This is a genomic window from Deinococcus misasensis DSM 22328 (assembly GCF_000745915.1).
Taxonomy (GTDB): domain Bacteria; phylum Deinococcota; class Deinococci; order Deinococcales; family Deinococcaceae; genus Deinococcus_C; species Deinococcus_C misasensis.
Genome location: NZ_JQKG01000027.1, coordinates 16,954 through 39,267, shown reverse-complemented (window position 1 = coordinate 39,267; position 22,314 = coordinate 16,954). Strand labels below are relative to the sequence as shown.

Genomic DNA, 22,314 nt, shown 5'->3' with positions numbered 1-22,314 from the left:
GATCACTTGCCGTAAGCAGCGTCAATGTCTTTGAGGACTTGATCGAGGTTCTTGCCGGTGAAGTAATCGGTGGTGCCTTTCCAGAACGCAAGGTTCACCGCCGAGGGCATGGCGTCAGAGGCGTCGAAGCGGGCCGCTTTTGCAGAGAGGAGGATGCGAACAAAAGACTGCTCAAGCTGGGTTTTGTAAGCCTTGCGATTCTGGTCTTTGTGGGGGAACAGCGCTCCACCGTCTGCGGCCCAAGGGGCAGCGCTGGCTCCGGTGGCGAGGAACTCCATGAATTTCTTCACTTCAGGACGGTCTTTGCCTTTGAAGACCACATACTGGTCTCCGCCGACCTCCAAAGTGGTGGGGAGTTTCTCATCGATCATGGGCAGCATGAACACACCCACTTCTTTGTCGAGGTTGGCCTGCACGTCGTCTTGCAGGAATCCGGTGGCAAAAGAGCCTTGCAAATTCATCCAGCACTTGGCTGGGTTGGCATAAACCCCCTGAGAAGCATCGCGGAAGTTGGTGACCGCCACCGTGGTTTTGCCGCCGTACACGTAGCCGGGCGTGGTGACGATGTCATCGAGCACACCCCAAGCTTTGCGGACCTCTGGAGAATCAAATTTGACTTTGTTGGTGATCCACTTGTCGTACACGCTGGCTGGAGCGGTTCTCAGCAGGATGTTTTCCAACCAGTCGGTGGCCGCCCATCCGGTGGCTCCACCAGACTCGATGCCAATGCACCAAGGGGCGGTTTTGGTGGCAGCCATCTTTTTGGTGAGGGCTTGCAGCTCGGGCCAGGTTTTGGGCACTTTGTAACCTGCATTTTTGAAGGCGGTTTTGTTGTAGAACACCAGCCCTTTGACGTTGACCCGGTGGAAAATGCCGTAGGCTTTGCCGTCTTCTGCGGTGCCAAGGTCCAGCCATGCAGGGGAATAGTTGCGTTTCACGAGGGTCAGGGCACTGTTCCAGAGGGGCACCAGCACCCCTTTTTGTGCGAGGTCGTACATCACACCGGGCTGAGGAATGGCAGCGATGTCCGGGTAATTTCCGGCTTGAACGCGCACGTTGATCAGGGTGACAAAATCGGCGCTGCCGGTGTAGTTGACTTTGATGCCGGGGTTTTTGGCCTCAAACGCGTTGATGACTTTCTGAAAGGACTGCTGGTCCTGTCCGGTGAAGTTGCCGAAGACCGTAACGGTTTTCTGTTGGGCCAAGGCAAGGCTGGAGGTGAGGATCAAACTGATGGCAATGGCGGTCCGTTGAGGCATTTGGGGTGCCCTCCTTCTGATTTTTCGTAAGCGCTTTAGGTAAGGGTAAACCCTTTGCGTAATTCAGTCAAGACAAGAATTGCAAGCTTCTAAAATATCCTTTCTGAGAACAGTTTTTCTGCATTGGTCTTTTCAATCGAAAGTTTTGAAGCGTTTTTTTTGACTCGATTTAAAATTTTTTCAAAAACTTGTTTTGTTCGTTCAAAACGGAATATTTTTCTTGACTCGCCGAAAATTCACTCATCTGTAGCGATACCGAAAGCAAAAATCACTCGGACTGGATCAAGGCAAATCCCCAAAAGATGTGTGATTTCCAGAAAAGCAATCACAGGTTACATTTGGGACGCATGGCATGCACCGTAAATCCGGCTCGACGGCCAGGAAAAACCGCTTTCCATTCATGATTTCATCCAGATCAATCTTTTTGCCAGCAGAAAACCACTACAGAGCTGCCTTTGTCCATTTGACCTTGCACCTCATCACCACGGGAGGTTCTGGGAGTCGACTTCCATTCGCAAGACCCATCCATGCCAAAAAATCAATCATTATCGTAAACGCTTACGGTAACCCTGCTGGCCTGAGGCCCACAATCACTTTCCGGTTCTGCTGCCAGACAGGTCTTTTGGGGCTCTTCACGGGTTGTCATGCCCAAAACTCCACCGAAAAGCACGTTGCTCTCTTGGGGTGCCATTGGACCATTGATTTCAGGGGACTCCCGAGGGGTTGCCAAACTGAATTTGGAATGCTAGGCTCTTCAAAGCCGACTAATCTTGTCGGATTAATCAAGATAGGAGTCTTCATGAAACGCACCCTGATCACTCTGGTGCTTGCTGCTTCCACAGCGCAAGCCGTGACCGTCACGCACCTTGGCGGAACCACCGAACTGAAAAGCACCCCCAAGCGCATTGTCGCGCTGGAATACAACTATCAAGACGCCCTGCTGAAACTGGGCATCAAACCTGTGGGCGTGGCTGACCATGGTTACGGTCCCCTCCCCCACCTTGCCAAGGGCCTCAAAGGGGTCCCGAGCGTGGGATACCTGAGTGAACCCAACCTTGAATCCATCATGGCCCTCAAGCCAGACCTGATTCTCGCCGATGCCGAGCGCCACAAGGCCATTTATGCCCAGCTCTCCAAAATTGCCCCCACCATCCTGTACAACACCTATTACGGCAGCTATCAGGACCAGTTGGAGCAGTTTTCAGAGATTGCCAAAATCGTGGACAAAGAGGCTCTGGCCAAAAACGCCCTGCAGGAACACAAACGCATTTTTGACAAAGCCAAAATTCTGGCCAAACCCACCAGCTTTGTGACCGGAGTGATGACCCCCACCGATTTCTGGGTGCACACCGACAAGAGCTTTGTGGGCTCCTTGCTCAGCACCCTCGGACTGAAAACCCCGGTGCACAACAACCAGGACGGCACCCAGTACAAAATCACCCTTGAAAACCTGATTGCCTACAACCCTGAGACCCTGATCATCATGATCAACCCTGGCGACGAAGCCCTCCTGAACGAGTGGAAGAAAAACCCCCTGTTCCAGAGCTTGAAAGCCGTCAAGTACAAGCGGGTCTACACCTTCAGCCGTGAACTCTGGGCCAAAGGACGTGGCATTCAGGGCCTCAACCTGATTTTGCAGCAAGCCAGCACCAGTGGCCTCCTGACCCACAAACCCCAGCAACCCTGAGGTGACCCATGCCCCTGAAACTTGCCCTGATCGCTTACCTGCCCACCGACTCGGTGACCTTGGGGTTCTTGCCTGCCGCCCAGCAACTCGGGTGGCAGGTGACCCTCTACACCAACCTCCCAGAGCTGCACCACAAGGCCTATGGGCACCTGCCTTTTGAAGTGAACATCGTGCACGCCGAGGTGTTTCAGGTCCAGAGCTTGATTGCCACAGTCAGCCAGAATGGCACGCCTGATGTGGTGTTCACCAACTCCGATCACCTGCAAACCCAGACCGCCCTGCTGGCAGATTACTTTGACCTGCCGAGCAAACCCTGGAAAGCCGCTTACCGCTGCAAAAACAAACGGGAAATGCGGATACAGCTCGGGGAAACCCTGCACCACACCGTGCTGGAACCCCATCATGAGGTGCCCACCGACCATCCCTATCCGGTGGTCCTGAAACCCAGAGAAGGCGTGTCCAGCAAACACGCTTACTTCATTGAGGATGCCGCCACCCTGCTGGAACGCACCCGGCACATCTGGGCCGAAGACCCCATCCCTCTGGTCATCGAAGGGTATTTGCAGGGAGACCTGTACACACTGGAAACCCTCGGGGATGGAGAAAAAACCGTGGTGCTGGGCGGATTTAAAACCACCATCAGCCCACCTCCATATTTCATAGAACAGAGGCTGGACTGGCAACCTGACCTTCCAGAGCAGCTTGTGAAGGACGTGCTCGGGCAACTGGAAAAGCTGGGCGTGGGTTTTGGAAGTTGCCACACCGAATGCGTGTGGGATGGGAAAACTGCAACACTGATCGAGGTGAATTACCGCAACATCGGCGACCAGTGCGATCTGCTCTTGCAAGACCTCCTGAAATTTTCTCTGTTCGAGTGGGTGCTGAAAATCCACGCTGGGGCCAAACTGCCAGAGCTGAACCTGCCCAGAAAACATGCCACCGTGCACTACCTGTTCCCGGATCAGGATGGAACGGTGACATCCGCACCTGAAAACCAGACTTTCGTTTCAGACGGGGTGCAGGCCGAGGTGCAGGTGATCAGCAACGTGGGAGATGAAGTGGATGCCACCTCCAGCAACCCCAGCAGTCTGGGCCTGATCCGCCTGATCGGAGAGAGCCCAGAGCACATCCAGCAAGCCATTGACACCCTTGAAAGGACCCTGACATGGCACATCCAGCCCCTGCAACTGGCTCCGACCTCATGAAAGAGCACCCGCAGATGGGCCAGAGCCTGCTCACGGCCCTGCTGCGGGAAAATGTGGAACACCTTGATGCCTCACGTGAACTGCATCCCAGATGGGGATGGTGCGCCAGACACCAGCAGCACTGGATTCCCCTGCAAAAAGACGGCCTCTGGCACACCGTTCAAGCCACTACATCAGAAGTGTGGGATGAAGAGAAGCAAAAGTGGATTCCTGCTCTGGATTTCATCGAAACCCTGAATTTGCCTTTTTTTGCAGGCCTGCAAGCAGAACTTCAATCTGCCCTCGAATATGAAACTTACCGTGCAAAGCACCAGAAAACCCTGCTCAAACGCTCCAGTCCGAAAACTTTGCTGGATTTTGACCGTCTGGCCTCCCTGCTGAACCACCCAATTTATCCGTTGCCTGCCAGAACAGGCTTTTCCAGTTCAGACCTTGAAGCCTACTGCCCCGAGTCCAGCTCTGGATTTTTGCTGCGCTGGGTGGCTGTTCCCTGTGATCAGGTGACAGTGGTGGGAAAACAACCTGACTTCTTCCCCTCTTTTGCAGAGGTGGGCCTGAAGGACCGGACAGACCATGTGCTGTTTCCAGTGCATCCCCACACCCTGTCCTTTTTGGGTGAGCACCAGAGCATTCAGGTGGCTCCAGAGCCATTTTTAAAGGTCCATCCCACCCTGTCTTTGCGCACCCTGGTGATCGAAGGGCACGAACGGTTTCATTTGAAAGTGCCGCTGATGGTTCGAACCCTCGGGCAGCGCAATGTGCGGACCCTGCACCCAGATTCTTTTCAGGACGGTCACCGCATGCAAGAGGTGCTCGCAGCCCTGCTGGGCAATGACCTCCTGCTGACCGATGAAAGCCATTACGCCCATGCAGGATGTCCAGAGCTGGGTTACCTGCTGCGCACCTACCCTGAATTTCCTGCAAACAGTCCCGAAAAAAGTGTGGCTCTGGGCCTCGCAGGATTGCTGGCACCACATCCAGAGGGAAAAACCGTGCTGGAACACCTGAGCAAGGACCCTCTGAACCTTCTGAAAAACACCGTTCAGAAGCTGCTGGAACTGCACCTGACCTTGGCCTTGCAGCATGGCGTGGTGCTGGAGGCCCACCAGCAAAACACCACCTTGCTGATTCAGGGAGATCAGGTGCAAATCCTCCTGAGGGACAACGATTCCCCGAGAATCCTCTGGTCGTTTTTCAAAGCGCGCCATCCAGTGCTGGCAAGGCACCTGCAACCTCTGGGCGATGAGCGCATCGAAACCGACGATCCACACGTGCTGGCCGACATGTTCATCACCATCATCTTGCACCTGTGCGTGACCTCGGTGTTGCAGCAGGCTGCACAGAAAAACCTGCTGGACCTTTCTGAAGGGTTGAGATTTGTACGCGCCTGCATTCTGGAGGTGCTGCAGAAAAACCGGCTTTCACCTCTGGCAGAGGTCTTTGAGGCACGCATCTTAAATGCAGAAACCTATCCCTCCAAACGCATGCTCAGTGCAGGCACCCTGTATCCCAAAGACATGCTGGGGGCCACAGACATCAACAAGTGTTACCGACATGATGCGCCCAATTACTTGAAAGAGCGTTCAGCGGTCAGCGATCAGCCGTCAGCAAGAACTTCATCTGGCATTTGAATTTTGGTCTGAGCCAACCCTCAAACACCCAGAGTCAATGCAAAGTCGTTGTTCGCACGATGCACACAGGAAGATGTCAGCCAGAAGGAGCGTTTTCCTCCGATCCCGTGAGCCTGCAAAACCTAAATGGGGTTTACCGTTTGATCTTGCTGTCTTCGAAGGCCAAAGCTTCTGGAGCCTTTTCGCTGAAAGCTGAAGGCTGATCGCTGACCGCTTTTTCAGTGGACCTGCCAAACTTCAGGCTTTACACTTCCCCTCCTCACACACCCACGAAAGCACACCATGAACACAACCGTCACTGCGGTGGTGGTGGTCAGCCACTTTCTGGCGGCCTTCACCGCTCTGGGCCTGCCCCCTTACCTGACCGAAGCCCTTCATTCACTGGGAGACCCCGAAGGCCGATGGGCCGGAATCCTGTACATCCTGCCCACCACCTGCATTGCCCTGAGCGCTCCTTTCTGGGGCAGGGTTGCAGACCGCTTTGGACCCCGCAAAATGCTGATCCGTGCGCAACTCGGGCTGGCCCTCAGTTACTTTTTGACCAGCCAATCGAGCAGTGTGGGGATGCTGGCCGTCAGCCTGATTGTGCAGGGCTTGCTGGGAGGTACGTTTTCAGCGTCCAGTGCGTTTTTGGGTGCCCACTTGCAAGGCAAACCGCTCAGTGCAGCCCTCACCCTGATGCAAAGTTCTGCACGCATGGCCCTGCTGGTGGCCCCGGTCACGGTGGGCTTGCTGATCCAGCACCATTCGATTCTGGAACTGTACCGTTTCTTTTGCGTGCTGCCGCTGTTGTCGGCCTTTTTGACCCTCTGGCTTCCAGAGCAAAAGCCAAATCAGCAAACCACCAAACGCACCCGAGGTTCCCTGAGAGGGGCTGGACGGATGTTCTGGATGGAGCTGCTGTTTGTGCTGTCCACCATCCTGAGTTTCCCCTATTTCATTGAACAGGTGAAACCCCTGACCCAACTGGCGTGGGTGCCCGGCCTGCTCTTTGCCTTGCCTCACTTTGCATATCTGCTGGCCGTTCCGGTGCTGAACCGCATCTCTGGCTTGACCCCTCTGGCGGTGGGTTTTGTGCTGGTGGGCTTCACTTTGCTGGGACACATCTGGGCCACCGACTTGATGGTGCTTGGGGTCCTCAGGTTGCTGCTCGGGGTGGGGATGGCCATTTGCATCATGCGGATCAACGATCAGGCCGCCGAACTTGCCCGAGTGCACCCCTCTGGACAACTGTTCGGTGTGCTGGAAGCTTACGGAAAAGCCGGAGCGGTGCTGGCTGGAGTGCTTTCCAGCCTCTTGAGCCCGGACCCTTTGTGGACGTACTGGCTGGCCGGGACGGTGGCTCTGGCCAGCATCACCCTCACCTTGCTGCCCGAAAGGAGACACGATGACCACACACACCCTCAAACCTGAGCGGTTCATCTGGCACAACCTGCTGAACTGCTTCCTGCGCGAACTCCAGCCCAAGACCGAAATTCAGGGGCATCACCTGCTGGTTCCTTTTGAATGCACCCAGAAAACCCTGAAAGTGGGCCTGACCTCCAGAGATCCTTTGCACTTCTCCGATGAGGTGTGGCTGCAAGACGGCAAATTCTGGGTTCCCACGCACTGGGAACAGCTCGGGGAGGTGCTGGAACAGGAGTTGTCGCTGCGCACCGGAACCCCCAATCCAGAGTTCAAAGCCTTGCTTCAGGAAAGTGCCCGTTTCACCCTGCGCTTTCTGGAAGCCAGAACCACCCCTCCAGAGGACGGGTATTTGCGTTCAGAGCAAAGCCTGATGCTGGGACACCGTTTTCATCCGACCCCCAAAAGCCGCTCTGGGAATTTTGCCAGCTGGGAGAGGTACTCTCCAGAGCTGAAAACCCGTTTTGCCTTGCGTTATTTTGCTGTCCGGGAAGACTTTTTCGATTCCAACCGTGAAGACCTCTGCCGTTTTGAGCACGAAGAAATTCAGGCTCCAGAGGGGTACCGTTTGCTGCCTGCCCACCCCTGGCAGGCCAAACTTGCCGTGGCCCAACCTGCCATTGCAAAAGCATCACAAGACGGAATTTTGCTGGACCTCGGAGAAGGAGAAATTCTGTACAGCCCGACCTCCAGCATCCGCACCCTGTACCGTGAAGGGCATCCGTGGTTTTACAAGTTCAGCTTGCACGCCCGCATCACCAACTGCTTGCGCAAGAATGCCGACTACGAATTGACCTCTGCCACCCTACTGACTGAGCACTTTGAAGGGATTGAAAGGGAATTCCTCGGGCTATTCCCCTCTGCCAGAGTCCTGAAAGAGCCTGCCTACTGCACGGTCAAACTGGACACCCACAGCCGGGAGTACCTCGGGATGCTGCTCAGGGAAAATCCCCTCCTGAATCAAAAAGCAGGTGAGGAAACCGTGCTGTGCGCTGTCCTGTGCGATGAGGCCCACGAGCACCCCCAAAACCTTGCCCACCTGAGAAACGACCTCTTGCTGAAATGGTGGGAAAAATACGTGCAAGAAGTGGTTCCACCTGTGCTTTACCTGCTGTTTCAGCAGGGCATGGTGCTGGAGCCTCACCTTCAGAATGTGCTGATTGTGCTGAAAGACGGGATGCCCTCTGGGGTGGTGTTCCGGGATCTGGAAGGCACCAAACTTCTGCCGGGTCACCTCTCAGCAAAGCTGCAAGAGGCCCCAGAGCAAGTGCAAAACGCAGTCACCTACAGCCGTGAGCAGGGTTTCAAGCGGGTGGCTTACTGCCTGCTGGTCAACCACCTGCTGGAAGTCGGAAGGGCCATTTTGCTGAAAGCCCCTTTCCTGAAAAAGCAACTCTGGACTGCCTTGCGTGAAACCCTGCTCCAGCACCAGCAGCGTTTTGGTCCAGAGCCTGAACTGCAAGCCCTGCTGGACGGTGCAGACTGGCCTGCCAAGACCAATTTGCTGAACCGCTGGCAACGCCAGAGGGACCGCGAAGCCGGATATGTGGGCGTGCCCAGCCCCCTGAGGGACCTGTGATTCCAGAACAGGTGTTTAATCAACTGGACCGCCTTCCAGCCCATCCCACCTACCTTTACGATCTGGATGGTCTTGAGAAACATGTCCAGAAAGTGAAAACTGCCCTTGGGAAGGTGGAAGTGCTGTACGCAGCCAAAGCCAACCCGGACCCCAGAATCCTGCAAGCGGTGTTTCCTCATGTGGACGGCTTTGAAGTGGCTTCAGGAGGAGAACTCTCCCATGTGCACCAGCATTTCCCTCAGGCCAGCCTTGCTTTTGGAGGTCCAGCCAAATTGACCTCTGACCTGAAGCTGGCTCTGGAGAAAGGCATCCAGCGCATCCATGTGGAAAGCCCTGCTGAACTGCAAAAACTGGCCCTTCTGGCCCGAGAATTGCAGTGCACTGCCCATGTGCTGCTCAGGGCCAACCTGAACCTCAAAATCGAGGGGGTGCCTCTGGCGATGGGGGGTCGCCCTTCCCCTTTTGGCATGGATGAAACGCTGCTGGAAAGCTGTCTGCCCATCCTGAAACAGCACCCAGAGCTGCACTGTCACGGCATCCATGCCCATCTGGCCTCGGGCCTGAAAGATGCAGAAACCCACCTGCATTTGCTGTCAGGGGTGATGGACTGGTTCAGGGGGTTCATCAGTCAACACAGACTGGACTGGCAGGAACTCAATCTGGGCGGAGGGATGGGCGTGGATTACCAGACCCGTAAGCCTTACGACTGGCACACCCTCGGGGAGGGGCTTCATCAGGTGAAGGACCTGAAATTGCGCATCGAGCCCGGACGCAGCTTGGTGGCTTCATGTGGATATTACGCCACACCCATTCTGGACATCAAATCCAGCCACGGAGAAACTTTTGTGATCGTGCAGGGAGGGACCCACCATTTCCGCACCCCGGCAGCCCAGAACCACAGCCATCCGTTTCAGATCAAACCCATGCATGCTCCAGAAGTCCAGAACTGCACCGTGAATGTGGTGGGTCAACTGTGCACCCCAAAAGACCGGCTGAGCACTGCTGTGCAGGTTCAGGGTGCTGCGGTGGGAGACTGGGTGGTGTTTCCTCTGGCTGGAGGGTACGCATGGAACATCTCGCACACGGCTTTTCTGATGCATCCAGAGCCGAATTTCGTGTATTTGCAGAACCTTTGAGGGTCAGTCCAGGGTGCTGCGTCTGGCCTCCTGCAGCATCCCTGCACTCAGGGCCTTTTCAATCTCCTCGTAGTGGTGCAATTTCAGGTTGATCGCACGCAGGGCCTCTTGCAGCTTTGCCATCTGGGCCTGCACCTGCTCTTGATGTTCTTGCAGAATGGCTTTGCGCTGGGGTGCGCTTGCCTCTCCTTGCAACACCAGTTGCACATAACGCTGGATTTTTTCCAGAGGCATCCCGGTGCTGCGCAGGTGCATCAGGAATTTCAGCCAGCGGATTTGCTGTTCGGAGTACCTGCGGTGGTTGCTGGAGGGGATGCGCTCGGGCATCACCAGCCCCAGTTTTTCGTAGTACCTCAGGGTGTCTTCTGAGAGGCCAGAGGCTTCCACGGCTTCTCGCATGGTCAGCAGCACGGGGTTCAGGCTGGAGGAGGTCATGTTTGATGGTAAACCTGAAACCGCCCTCTTTTCCAGCGTTGGAATGGGGGCTTGACCTGGAGTGAACTCCAGATCCTAACATGGCAGCATGAAGACTGCACTGATCACCGGAACATCCACAGGCATCGGACAGGACACCGCCCTCACCCTCGCACGCGCAGGACTGCAAGTGATTGCCACCATGCGAGACACCTCCAAAGGGCAGGTTTTGCTGGAACAGGCCCAGTCCGAAGGGCTTGCATTAGAAGTGCAGCAACTGGACGTGCAAAACCCCGAGCAAATCGCTGCAGTGGTGGAGGGGATCATCGCCAGATTCGGTCATCTGGATGTGCTGGTCAACAATGCTGGCGCAGGTTATCTGGGCACCACCGAAGAAACCCCTGTGGAAGACCTCTTGCGGGTGATGGATGTCAACTTTGTGGGCGCTTACCGCCTCACCCGTCAGGTATTGCCCCACATGCGCGAGCGGGGTCAGGGGCACATCATCAGTGTCAGCAGCATTGGGGGCCTGATCGGTCAACCGTTCAACGATGCGTACTGTGCAGCCAAATTCGCTCTGGAAGGCATGATGGAAAGCCTCGCTGCCGTGATGCAGCATTACGGGGTGCGCGTGTCCCTGATTGAACCCGGTCCGGTCAACACCGCTTTCGTGACCAATGCAGGAGGCCAGATCACTGGAGGTGCCCTCACCCAACCAGAGCAAGACAGCCCTTACCGTCCTTTGCTGAATGCCTATCTCAGTGGATCTGCAGAGGTGTTCAGAACCCTCGGACAAACCGGAGCAGACGTGGCACAGGTGATTTTAGAGGCCATTCAGGCCGAAAAACCCCATTTGCGTTACCAGACCTCTGGCAACATCCAGCACCTGACTTCCCTGAAATACGTGGATCCCACAGGGGATTCGGTCTTGCAAATCACCTCTGGTCGTCTGGCCCCCAGAGAGTCTTAAACCCAGCACAACGGATGGGAAATTCAAGCCGGATCCTGTCCGTAAGCCAGCCAGCCTTGCAAATTCAATGGAACCCCCTGAAGGTGCTTTGCAGCCCCGAGCACCTTGATGCTGAGCACCATCAGGTGGTCCAGATCAAAATGGCGGTGGGCATGGTGGCGCAAGTACACCCCAAAGTGGTGGTTTTCCATGCCCTGCAAAAGCAAGTGCACCTGCTTTACAGTGAGAGGGGTGTCCTCGGGGGTGTCCAGAGCAGCTTTGATGTCCTGCACCTCCTCAAGCACCTGCATGGCATCTGTGTCTTCTGGATCTGGGCACAGAAACCGGCTGATTGGGGCAGCATCATCACGGTCCAGATGGTAGAGGTGAAGTTGCTCTCTGGCACGGGTGATCGCCACGTACAGCACCCGCCTTTCCTCTTCCAGCAGGTGTGAATGGTCCAGAGAACGCGCTGCTGGGAAGGTGCCTTCATTCAAGCCCGGCACGAAGACCACAGGCCATTCCAGACCTTTGGCCCGGTAAGGGGTGGTGATCAGCACCCGGTCTTCTGTGAGGCGGTTCAAGGTTTCCTCGCGGAAAGCCATGAATTCCATGTGCTGCAAGAATTCTGCAGCAGTGCCTTTGCCTTCGGCGTAACGGGTCAGATTACGCACTCCTAGCATGCGGGCCTCTGCCAGTTCAGGGTCTGCGGTGGTGTTTTGCAGGTGCTGGTCGTAATTGGTGTAGTACAGCAGGTGGTCCAGAATCCGCTGGGCGCTTTCTGCATTTTGCACCATTTTCAAAAGCTCTTCCAGCACAAAATGAAGCTGTTGCAAACCTGCCTGGAACCTCTGAAAATGGCTGCTCTGGCTGTCCTGCTGAAGCTGCGAAAGCAGTTCTTCTTCACGTCCCAGCAACCTGACAAACAGGGACTGCACGTACTGCCGGGTGATGAACCGCCTCGGGTTCATGGCGATGGACAGAAACTGGCTTTTCAGGTCACGGACCTCTGGAGGAGAAAGTTTCTCGCCAGAATGCAAACGGTCCAGAGTTTGCAAAACCTTCAGGTGGTTCAGGAGGACCAGAATTTCATCCCGTTTGTAGAAGTATTTTCCGCCCGGAATGCGGTAAGGGATTTTGCGCTCAATCAGTTCGGTTTCCAAAAAGGGGGTCAGGGCATAACTGCGCACCAGAATGGCATGATCTTGCCACTTCATGCCTTTTTGCAGGTTGTGTTCGATGGTGTCTGCGATGTCTCTGGCGCCTTCAAATTGCGAGTTCACGCCCACAATGCGGGTTTGCCCATCAAACCCCTGTGTGAGGCGCAACGGTTTGACCACCCGGTGCTCGTTCTGGGAAATCACGAAATTCGCCAGAGCAAGCTGTGAGGCTCTGGACCTGAAATTGTGCGTGATGAAATAGGTTTTCGCTTCGTACCGCTCCTGAAAATTCAGGATGAACTCTGGGCTGGAGCCACGCCAACTGTAAATGGTCTGGTCGTCGTCTCCAAAAGCCATGATGTTCTGGTGCCGGTTCAGCAACAGGTGCACCAACTCCGACTGTGCGAGGTTGAGGTCCTGAAACTCATCCACCATCAGGCAGTCGTACCACCCCCCCACCTCCTGCAAAAGCTCGGGGTGACGGGTGCACAATTCCCACGCCAGCACGGTCATGTCATCGAAGGTGATGAAGTGTTCCCGTTCACGAAGCTGCTCGAAAGAGCGGTACAGCTCCAGATAATGGGGCATCCCCTCTGGAGGTTGCGCCTGAGACGCCACTTTCAAACCTTCCTCTGGGAAATCCCAGACCAGAAGCTCTGCATACTGCAAGTGGGCTTTGCAGCGTCCCACGTAATTCCAGAAGTCTTCCGGGTCAAACGGGTCCAGAGGCATCCCTTTCAAACGGGCTTCACGCAGGATTTGCTGCAAAAGTCGAGGACGGGTGTTCTGGCCCTCTGCCTCCGATTTGAAAGCAGACAAAAAACCCATCTCTACAGCCTTTTTCAGGATGGCGAGACCCACACTGTGCAGGGTTTTCACCTGCACCCGTTCCAGCCCTTTCACCCCAGAGAGTTTTTGCTGGATGTCTTTGACACTTTCACGCGAAAAACTGGTGGCCAGAATGCGCTCTGGACGGAAAAAACCTTCTTGCACCAGACGGACCGTGCGGGCTTTCAGGCAGGTGGTTTTGCCTGCCCCTGCCACGGCATAAACCAGAGCAGCCCCCGTGTTGTGCTGGACGATTTTTTGTTGCTCGGGGGTGAGGTGGGTCATGGGGTCACAGTCGGGTCCTTCCAGAGAAGTTTGTAGACAGAATGATTTTGAATCATATGTATATAGCATAACAGATCCGGGGTAAACAGGATGCATCTCATCCTGTTTCCTGCCACAACAAGTTGACCTGTATGCTGAAAAACCTGATGCTTGAATCCAAATGGACATCAGAAGTGGGAAAATGGAAAAAACAACGGGCTCAAACCATCTTGACTCAAACACAGAATCCAGCATTGTTTCTGAGTTGAGCGTGCTCTTGAAGCAAACCCCCGTGGGCTCTGGCTTTCAACTTGAACCCTCTTCAAACCTATGCTTTTTGTTGGAAATCGCCATCCCACAGATCCTTTCTTGTCATCATTCAGAGTGGCAAGGAGAAACCTTGGATGGGATTTTCGTGGCCAGTGCCCAGAAACTGGATTTGGAAAGCGCTCAACTTTCCGGGACGTGCATTCTGATGCGTGATCAATCCTTGACCCCTTTTTCCCTTCGATTGGTTCTGGATTCATCTCACAGCAAACTCGCATCTTGGCAAATTCTTTTGGGCGAATCAGGTAGAGGACACCTTGGCATTTCTGGTCCATCCTGTCACTCCGACAAAGGGCAAATCCTGCAGTACACCCTGATGGCACGCATTTCTCACATTCAATGGGTGTATGCCATCCAATTGGATCAACATTGAGTACAGTGAAACATCACCATTTCCACACTGCGAGATCAAATCAAAATCTGTGGACCAAATTTCTTTCAGCGATCCGTGAATCCCTCTGAACAATATGCAAAAGGGCACGGGTCAACCGTGCTCTTTAAGATGGTTTTGATTTCGGTTCAGACCAGAGTTGCTTCAGTCGCAGGTTTCCAACCAATGGCAGGTGCGATGTGCCGGGCGATGGTTTCCAGCATGCGGGCGTTGTACTCCACCCCGAGTTGGTTGGGCACCGTGATCAGGAGGGTGTCGGCTTCCATCACTGCTGCGTCTTTGCGGAGTTCTTCAGCAATGCGGTCTGGCTCTCCGATGTAGTTGCGCCCAAAACGGGATTGCACACCGTCCAGCAGACCCACCTGATCGTTCCCCATGTTCTTGCCGAACAGCATGCGGTCGTAATCGCTGACCACCGGGAGAATGCTGCGCGACACCGACACCCGAGGGGTGCCTGCATGGCCTGCTCGGGTCCATGCGTCTTTGAAAAGCTGGATCTGTTCGGCTTGCAAATCACCAAAAGGCACGCCAGTGTCCTCAAGCAGCAAGGTAGAGCTCATCAGGTTGAGGCCCTGTTCTCCGGCCCAGCGTGCGGTGTCACGGGAACCTGCCCCCCACCAGATGCGGTCCTGCAAACCCGGAGATTGGGGTTGGATGGGCAGCATGGCAGCAGAGGGGCGACCTCCGGCATCTGCAGGGGCCATGCCTTTGCCCTGAATGGCGGTCAGGAAACGGGCGGTTTTTTCACGGGCATAATCCGAAAGGGATTGGCCTTCTGTGGGACCATATCCAAAGGCCTCGTAGCCACGGTAGGCGTGCTCGGGGGAACCGCGACTCAGCCCGAGTTGCAGCCTGCCTCCGCTGATCAGGTCGGTGATGGCGGCTTCTTCGGCCATGGCAAGGGGGTTTTCGTAGCGCATGTCGATCACGCCCGTGCCCAGTTCAATGCGGCTGGTGCGGGCAGCCATGGCAGCAAGCAAGGGAAATGGGGCTGTGAGTTGTTTGGCAAAGTGATGCACACGCAAGAAAGCGCCATCCAGCCCGATGTCCTCTGCTGCCACAGCCAGTTCAATGGTTTGCTGGAGGGATTCCAGAGCACTGCGGGTCACAGAACCGTTGCCCCTCTGGTGGTGTCCGAAGGTCAGAAAGCCGATTTTTTTGGGATGGACGCTCATGGCATGCTCCTTTTGCAACAGGGAAATGGAGATTGGCATGTGCAATCTCGCTATATAAATTATAGCACTATATTCTCAAAACTACAAACCGTTCTGGTTCGGAGCAAACATCAACTGGGCAAGGTCCAGACTGTTGGCCTCCTCCACAAAATGCACGGTGCCCTGCTCCTGCACCTCCAGAGCCGCCTTCGTGAACGCCACCAGAGCGGCCTTCACCAGACCCCCACCCAGACTGACCCGCCTGACACCCACCCGTTCAAGGTCTGCCAGAGACCATGCAAAACCCTTCATCCCTGCATTCACATTGACCGGCTTGGAAACCGACTGGCACACCAGTGCAATGTCTTCAAGGGCACGCAAACCCGGAGCAAAAAGCACATCTGCACCCGCTTTTTCGTAAGCCTGCAACCTGCGGATGGTGTCGTCCAGATCCTGAATGCCGTGCACAAAATTCTCTGCCCTTGCCACAAAAACAAAAGGGAAAGGCAACGCCCTCGCTGCTTCTGCTGCCGCAGCCACCCGTTCAACACTCAAGGCGAAGTCGTAAATGGGGCTCTCTGGGCACATGGAGGCATCTTCAATGGAGGCACCCACCACACCCCCTTCCAGAGCGGCACGGCGCAAAGTTTCGGCGGCATCCTCTGGGCGGTCTCCGTAACCGTTTTCCAGATCGGCAGAAACCGGAAGGTGGGTGGCTTCAACAATCTGACGGGCATTGAGGATGGCCTCTTCCCTGCCGAAAGCAGCTGTGCCATCCCTGACCCCCAGACTGTAAGCAAGTCCAGCGCTGGTGGTGGCCAGAGCCTTGAATCCCACAGCAGTGAGCAGGCGGGCGGTCCCTGCATCCCACGGATTGGGGGTCACAAAAAGGCCATTTTGTTCATGCAGGGCTTTGAATTGCTGGGCTTTTTTCAGTTGGATTTCGTTCATGCCCCACTGTAGGCACATTCCAAGAGGCTGAACAGCACCAATTTGAGCCAGAACAAGGGGCCACTTTGAGGTGCCCTGTGCTCTAGACCCTGTGCTCAATCTTCTTTGAGGGGCAACTCCACCACAGCCACTGTGCCTTTGCCCGGTTCACTTTCCAGCCACACCCTGCCTCCATGGCCGTCCACAATCCAGCGGGCGATCGGAAGCCCAAGACCCGTTCCGCCGGGATCTTCTCCACGGTGACGGGCTTTGTCCACCCGGTAAAACCGCTCAAAGACCCGTTCCAGATCCTCTTCGTGGATGCCAATTCCAGAGTCTTTCACACGGATCACCGCATGGTCTCCTTGTTGGCCCAGAGACAGTTCGATGTCTCCACCAGCAGGGGTGTACTTCAGGGCATTTTCCAGCAGAATGATTGCCAGTTGTTTCAGGCGGTCCATGTCTCCGACCAGAGCCAGTGGTTGCATTTCCCCCAACCTGAGCGTGTGGTGCACATTCAGGCGTTCGATGTCCCGGAAGGCTTCTTTCAGCACCTCATGCAATTCCAGTTCATCTTCGTGAAGGGCAGCCCCGCTGTCTCCTCGGGCAAGTTGCAGCATGTCGTGAACCAATCGGCCCAGACGGCTGGCTTCTTTTTGCACATCCCGGATGATCTCCTGTTTTTCATCCTCTGGGATGTTGGGGTAGCGCACCAGCAAATCCATGTTGCCCTGGACAGCCGTGAGTGGGTTGCGCAGTTCGTGGGCTGCATCGGCCACAAAGCGTTTCTGGGTTTGCATCAGTTCACGCAGGCGCTGTTCACTTTCTGCCAGAGCCGACTCGGCCATTTTGCGGTCATGGATGTCAATGCACGCCCCGATGAAACCCTGAAACGCTCCATCCGGGGTGTACCGACGGATGCCCCGGTTCACCACCCAGCGGTACTGACCGTCATGGCGCTTCATGCGGAATTCCAGCTCAAAGTCCTGTTGCTGTGCATAAGCCCCTTTGCAAACCACTTCGCAGTGCTGGAGGTCCTCTGGGTGCACCAGTTCAAACCAGCCGTACCCGAGGTCCTGTTCCAGAGAACGTCCGGTGTAATCCTGCCACACCTGATTCACAAAAGTGGTTTCCTGCTGGAGGCCACTCATCCAGATCATCACAGGTGCCCGGTCAGCAATGCGCTGAAAACGGTAGTCGCTCTCCATGAAAGCCTGCTCTGCCAGTTTGCGCTCGGTGATGTCCACTGCGCCTGTCAGCACAGTGAGCGGCTGTCCCTGTTCATCTCGGGTGAACACCGTCTGACGGCTGTACAGCCAGCGCCATGAACCGTCTTTGTGCTTCACCCGGTATTCGCGGTCCAGGGTTTCTCCGTCTTTGAGTTGCAACAACCTTTTCTGATGTTCGGTCAGCATTTGCAGCTCATCCGGGTGGGCCAGATGGCTCTGGGCTGCAAGGTCCATCTCCTGAATTTCCTGTTGATTGTACCCGAGCGTTTCAGTGATGTGGCGGTTGACGAAAAGCACCTGTCGTTCCTTGAGGTGCTGAAGGTACATCACCGTGGGCATGGTGTCCGAGATGCGCTGCAAAAAATGCTGGCTTTCCCGGAATTGCGTCTCTGACCGTTTCATTTCGGTGATGTCCTGCACGGTGCAACCCACCCCGAGCAGTTTGCCGTCCAGATCCCGCACCGGGTAGTAATTGCACAGCCAGATGTATTTGCTGAAGTCGTCCTCAAAAGACCGGCTGTGCACTTCCCGGTTCAGAATGGCTTCTCCGGTTTCCAGCACCCGCCGGAAATACCCTTCCACCCGCTCTGCGCCTTGCGGATACAGATCAGAAATGGTTTTGCCCAGATGGGCTTCCAGAGGTGTGGCATTGATTTCGGCCAGTGCGGGGTTGATGGCCTGAAAACGCAAATCGGTGTCCAGCAAAGCCACCCCAATGGGCACATGCTGCAAAAGACCTTGCAAAGTGGACAGGGCCACCGATGGGGTGGGTTTTTCACTGGGAGCAGCTTGCAACACCAGCAACCTGTGGGACACCCCTTCAAGATCCATATGGGTGACTTTGACGTTGTAACACACCCCATTGGAGGACTGCACCACACTGCCTTCTGAAACCCCCTCTGGGGAATCATGGTCTGGAAACACATCCTGCCAGTGTCCATTGCAGGCTTCCAGCGTTCCGTGTGGCCCCAGAAGCGCACAGGGAGAAGGAAACGCGTCCAGCAAAGCTCTGGCCACCGGGTTCAGGGCGGGTGAAGTCTCAACAGGACGGGACATCATCCGCTCAGTTTAAATCATGAGACAGGTCACAAATTGTAAGCGAAAAGCAAAGTGCTCACTGTGCACAATCCCACACCCCAGCAAGCCAGATTTGATGTCCTAGACATGTAAAAGATCCAGTAACCAATGCAACAGATCTGGTGCTGTCCATTGGGTTAAACCCGGAGGAACATGACCGACCCACCCTCTATGGGCACCAATGAAGTCAATCGATTTGAAAGCATGGTGGCCCGCAAATTGGCCAAACACATTCTGGAAGATGACACACACGGCGTGGAACAGGCCGCCAGAGAAGTCACCCACCTGCTCACCGAACTGTACCGTCGCCTCTCACAGCACTGTCCAGACGCGAATGTGCATCAGGTGTTGCGGGACATGATTGCTGGCTTTGAAGAGCATGCTCCCGGAGGCAACGCCCGGTTTTGATGCTGGAGCATCCCAAGACCAAATCAGGCAAAGGCTTTCAGGGGTTTTTTGTTGTGCAGAAAGGATTTGAAGAAGTGGAAAACTGGGCATGAGCATTTGTCTACTTTCACTGTTGAATCCTTTCGACAAAACCTGCAGACTGTGAAAAACCCCAACCCAAGGAGCCACACATGCACAAAACCCCCGTGGGCGTCATTGGCTGTGGAGCCATCAGCAGCATTTACCTGCAAAACCTGACCTCCATGTTTGGCATCACCGAAGTGGTGGCGGTCAGTGACCTGTCTCTGGAAGCCGCAAAACGCAAAGCCGCAGAACACCACATCCCCAGAGCCTGCACCCCTGAGGCTTTGCTGGCAGATCCTGACATCGAAATGGTGCTGAATCTGACTTCTCCTGCCGTGCATGCAGCCATCAACCTGCAAATCCTGCAAGCTGGAAAACACGTTTACACCGAAAAACCCTTTGCACTCACCCGAAAGGATGCCGATCAGGTGCTTGCTCTGGCCCAGGAAAAGGGACTGCGTGTAGGCTGTGCCCCCGACACCTTTTTTGGTGCCGGGCTGCAAACCTGTCGCAAAATCATTGAGGATGGCTGGATTGGCACCCCTTATGCGGCCCACGGTCAGGTGCTGATGGGCAATGCTTTTGATGGGCTGCACCCGAATTTCAACAGTTTCTTCCAGTGCGGCTGGGATCCCCTTTTTGACATGGCCCCCTACTTTTTCTCTGGATTGGTGCATTTGCTGGGACCCGTGCAGAGGGTCAGTGGAATGGTGGGACAGACCCGGCAAACCCTGAAAGTGGAAAACCCCCATTCTGCCCACTTTCAGCGCACAGTGCCCATCGAAGCCCCACAACATGCCACCGCCACCCTTGAGTTTGAGCAAGGCACCATTGCCAGTGTGCAGGTGGCCAAAGAAAGCTTCGGTTACCGCCCGAGGATGGAAATTTACGGCACCGAGGGGGTGCTGGTGGTTCCTGATCCGAACATGTTTTCTGGTCCCATCCAGCTTCTTCAACCCGATGGTCGGACACATGACCTCCCTTTCTCGCATGGTTTCACTGAAAACAGTCGAGGGGTGGGCCTTGCAGACATGGCCGTTGCCCTGCGCTCTGGACGACAGCATCGGGCCAGTGGGGAATTTGCCCGGCATGTGCTGGACATCACCCTCGGCATCTTCGAATCGGCCAGAGAGGGAAAACAGGTCCGCCTCTCCCCTTTTCACCTGCGTCCCTCTCCGCTTTCTCTGGGTCTGAAACATGGCCGCTTGGACGATTGAAACCACACAAAGGAGTCCCCATGAAACGTTTTCCTGTTGCTTTGCAGCCCTACACCATCCGCGACCACCTCAGCAAAGACTTTCTGGGCTCCCTGACCCGTGTGGCTGAAATCGGCTACCAGAGCCTTGAACTGGGTCCTCCACCAGAGGGCATTTCACTGGCAGAGATGAAAGCCCATCTGGACCACCTCGGGCTGAAAACCATGGGGGCACATGCTGGACTGGAACAACTCCAGCACGATCTGGACAGCATCACCGATTACCTGCAAGAGATGCATGCCCGGTATGTGACCCTGTCTTGCCGTTTCGAGAGCAAAGCACATGTGCTGGAGATGGCAGAGGTTTTCAACCAGATTGGGCAGCGGTGCCATGAGCGCGGGGTGCAATTCCTGTACCACAACCACGACTGGGAATTCGTGAAATTTGATGGGGTGTATGCTCTGGACCTGTTGCTGGAACACACCGACCCTGCACTGGTGCAAATGGAACTGGATGTGTACTGGGTGGCCAGAGGGGGTGAAAACCCACAGGCTTTTCTGGCCAAACTGCAAGACCGCTGTCCGGTGCTTCACCTCAAAGACATGGAAGCTGGTGACGAGCAGTTCTTTGCTGAAGTCGGAGAAGGCATTCTGGACATCCCGGCCATCTTGCAGGTCGCAGAACAGGTGGGCGTCAAGCATCTGGTGGTGGAGCAGGATTTGAGCCGACGCGATCCCATGGATTCCATTGCGATCAGCCTGCAGAACCTGCAACAGCTCGGGGTGGTTGAAGGGTAGTTTGGAGCCTTTTGGGTCTACCACTGGGCCTACCCTAGAGCCCTCTGTTGAACCCAGCAAGCGATGGTGGTTCTTTCAGCATGGATCATGGTGTCAATAAAGGTTTTCCCTTAGAAAAGCCAAGTACGTTTGACCATCGATTCCAAACCACCAATGGTTATAATTGTTACAGTTCCATCCCAATCCATCTCCACGTTTTGTTGTGCCCTTCAAAACATGCAAGGATCCTCACGACAGACGTCTGCTCCTGATGCAAGCTTTTCTGTTTGCGTGTCTTCTGACGGTTTGTTGTTCCAGCTTTCCCGAAAGGAGGAGAAACATGCTGTTTTTCAAACGCACCAAACCCAAAGATGAGTCCAGTGCTTCCCAGGACGACCCTGTGGCCCCCCAAATGGAGCGGCCTCATCGCAACGATTCCTTGCGCACCCTCATGCATATTTCTGAACCGGCGGGCATTCCCTTGACCACTCCGCTGCCTCCACCTGCACCCTCAGAGCCTGCATCCGCAGGACTCAAACGCACTGTGCTGGACACTTCAAACCACCAAATTTCTGCCGCACCCACACCTCTAGAGCCAGTGCAACCCACAAGCACATTGACACCTCCTCCAGCTTTGAGCACCACTCCTGAAACCAATCCCACACATTCAGAAAGAGAGGTCTCCAGCATGTCCAACATCCGAGAAACCATCCAGACCGCCCTCAGTGACATTGATGGTGCCAGTGCCGCAGCACTCGTGGATTACAACAGCGGCATGATGCTCGGCTCAGGGGGGAGTGGCGTCAACCTCGAACTCGCTGCAGCAGGCAACACCGACGTGGTCAAAGCCAAAATGCGCACCATGAAGTCCCTTGGCATCTCAGGTGGCATCGAAGACATCCTGATCACCCTGGACAGCCAGTACCACATCATCTATCTGGTGCCCGGACAGACCCTCTTTTTGTACCTCGTGCTGCAAAAAGACCGTGCCAACCTTGCTCTGGCCCGCTACAAGCTCAAAGCCCTCGGCACAGAACTCAAAGTCTGATCCCCAAAATCTGATCTCCATCTGGGACCACAAGCCCAAGCAAACACCTGCAAAATTTCCCTGAGCACGATCCTGAATGGTTCACCAAACCCCTCCTGTTGAATGCCTGCCTTTCCATTTAAGGCAGGCATTTTGGGGTTGACTGCTGGACATGCTGCAGGCACCTGAGACGTTCTGCAAAGAAAACAGGCGTTTGAAG

Annotated in this window: 18 protein-coding genes; 12 read left to right on the top strand and 6 right to left on the bottom strand. The window is 55.2% G+C overall.

Annotated elements, in window-relative coordinates:
* Positions 1-2 precede the first annotated feature (2 nt).
* Positions 3-1,259 (bottom strand): ABC transporter substrate-binding protein, encoded by a 1,257-nt coding sequence (locus tag Q371_RS15705; protein ID WP_034341984.1) that lies wholly within the window; start codon positions 1,257-1,259, stop codon positions 3-5.
* Between the two features lie 799 nt (positions 1,260-2,058).
* On the opposite strand from Q371_RS15705, the gene Q371_RS15700 reads away from it, so the two are divergent.
* From Q371_RS15700 to Q371_RS15675, 6 genes are all read left to right on the top strand, one after another.
* Positions 2,059-2,946: an ABC transporter substrate-binding protein gene (locus tag Q371_RS15700; RefSeq protein WP_034341983.1), complete on the top strand. Its 888-nt coding sequence runs from the start codon at positions 2,059-2,061 to the stop codon at positions 2,944-2,946.
* Positions 2,947-2,954: 8 nt separating this feature from the next.
* A complete protein-coding gene (locus Q371_RS15695) occupies positions 2,955-4,151 on the top strand; it encodes an ATP-grasp domain-containing protein (protein ID WP_051964567.1) in 1,197 nt (398 codons plus the stop codon).
* Positions 4,112-5,782 (top strand): IucA/IucC family protein, encoded by a 1,671-nt coding sequence (locus Q371_RS15690; protein ID WP_034341982.1) that lies wholly within the window; start codon positions 4,112-4,114, stop codon positions 5,780-5,782. The genes Q371_RS15695 and Q371_RS15690 overlap by 40 nt, the downstream gene beginning before the upstream one ends.
* 282 nt (positions 5,783-6,064) lie before the next feature.
* Positions 6,065-7,195, top strand: coding sequence for an MFS transporter (locus tag Q371_RS15685; protein WP_051964565.1), 1,131 nt, complete (start codon positions 6,065-6,067; stop codon positions 7,193-7,195).
* Positions 7,170-8,765, top strand: a complete 1,596-nt coding sequence (locus tag Q371_RS15680) for an IucA/IucC family protein (RefSeq protein ID WP_034341981.1) — start codon at positions 7,170-7,172, stop codon at positions 8,763-8,765. Before Q371_RS15685 ends, Q371_RS15680 begins: the two co-directional genes overlap by 26 nt.
* Positions 8,762-9,901 carry an alanine racemase gene (locus Q371_RS15675; RefSeq protein ID WP_157442746.1) on the top strand — a complete coding sequence of 380 codons (1,140 nt, stop codon included), beginning with the start codon at positions 8,762-8,764 and terminating at the stop codon, positions 9,899-9,901. Before Q371_RS15680 ends, Q371_RS15675 begins: the two co-directional genes overlap by 4 nt.
* A 3-nt stretch (positions 9,902-9,904) precedes the next feature.
* Here Q371_RS15675 and Q371_RS15670 read toward each other — a convergent pair whose 3' ends face one another.
* The gene (locus Q371_RS15670; protein ID WP_034341980.1) at positions 9,905-10,336 is read right to left on the bottom strand and encodes a MerR family transcriptional regulator; all 432 of its coding nucleotides are present in this window, start codon (positions 10,334-10,336) and stop codon (positions 9,905-9,907) included.
* A gap of 88 nt (positions 10,337-10,424) precedes the next feature.
* Here Q371_RS15670 and Q371_RS15665 point away from each other — a divergent pair, with 88 nt between their 5' ends.
* A complete protein-coding gene (locus tag Q371_RS15665) occupies positions 10,425-11,285 on the top strand; it encodes an SDR family oxidoreductase (RefSeq protein ID WP_034341979.1) in 861 nt (286 codons plus the stop codon).
* A 23-nt stretch (positions 11,286-11,308) separates the two neighbouring features.
* Here the strand turns inward: Q371_RS15665 and Q371_RS15660 are convergent, their stop codons facing one another.
* Complete coding sequence (locus tag Q371_RS15660) at positions 11,309-13,537, bottom strand: ATP-dependent helicase (RefSeq protein ID WP_051964559.1); 2,229 nt, start codon at positions 13,535-13,537, stop codon at positions 11,309-11,311.
* A 181-nt stretch (positions 13,538-13,718) separates the two neighbouring features.
* Between Q371_RS15660 and Q371_RS26505 the strand changes: the two genes are divergently transcribed.
* A complete protein-coding gene (locus tag Q371_RS26505) occupies positions 13,719-14,216 on the top strand; it encodes a hypothetical protein (protein WP_034341978.1) in 498 nt (165 codons plus the stop codon).
* A gap of 146 nt (positions 14,217-14,362) precedes the next feature.
* Here the strand turns inward: Q371_RS26505 and Q371_RS15650 are convergent, their stop codons facing one another.
* From Q371_RS15650 to Q371_RS15640, 3 genes are all read right to left on the bottom strand, one after another.
* Positions 14,363-15,409, bottom strand: a complete 1,047-nt coding sequence (locus tag Q371_RS15650) for an LLM class flavin-dependent oxidoreductase (protein ID WP_034341977.1) — start codon at positions 15,407-15,409, stop codon at positions 14,363-14,365.
* Between the two features lie 81 nt (positions 15,410-15,490).
* Positions 15,491-16,339, bottom strand: a complete 849-nt coding sequence (locus Q371_RS15645) for an isocitrate lyase/PEP mutase family protein (RefSeq protein WP_034341976.1) — start codon at positions 16,337-16,339, stop codon at positions 15,491-15,493.
* Positions 16,340-16,434: 95 nt separating this feature from the next.
* On the bottom strand, positions 16,435-18,606 hold the full coding sequence (locus tag Q371_RS15640) for a PAS domain-containing sensor histidine kinase (RefSeq protein WP_084571466.1): 2,172 nt from the start codon (positions 18,604-18,606) through the stop codon (positions 16,435-16,437).
* Positions 18,607-18,777: 171 nt separating this feature from the next.
* Between Q371_RS15640 and Q371_RS15635 the strand changes: the two genes are divergently transcribed.
* The 4 genes from Q371_RS15635 (at position 18,778) to Q371_RS27915 (ending at position 22,115) form a co-directional block, all read left to right on the top strand.
* Positions 18,778-19,032 carry a hypothetical protein gene (locus tag Q371_RS15635; protein ID WP_157442744.1) on the top strand — a complete coding sequence of 85 codons (255 nt, stop codon included), beginning with the start codon at positions 18,778-18,780 and terminating at the stop codon, positions 19,030-19,032.
* A gap of 170 nt (positions 19,033-19,202) precedes the next feature.
* The gene (locus Q371_RS15630; protein ID WP_034341973.1) at positions 19,203-20,312 is read left to right on the top strand and encodes a Gfo/Idh/MocA family protein; all 1,110 of its coding nucleotides are present in this window, start codon (positions 19,203-19,205) and stop codon (positions 20,310-20,312) included.
* Positions 20,313-20,332: 20 nt separating this feature from the next.
* Positions 20,333-21,088 (top strand): sugar phosphate isomerase/epimerase family protein, encoded by a 756-nt coding sequence (locus tag Q371_RS15625; protein WP_034341972.1) that lies wholly within the window; start codon positions 20,333-20,335, stop codon positions 21,086-21,088.
* 319 nt (positions 21,089-21,407) lie between these two features.
* Positions 21,408-22,115 carry a hypothetical protein gene (locus tag Q371_RS27915; protein WP_245618360.1) on the top strand — a complete coding sequence of 236 codons (708 nt, stop codon included), beginning with the start codon at positions 21,408-21,410 and terminating at the stop codon, positions 22,113-22,115.
* The last annotated feature ends 199 nt before the right edge of the window (positions 22,116-22,314 follow it).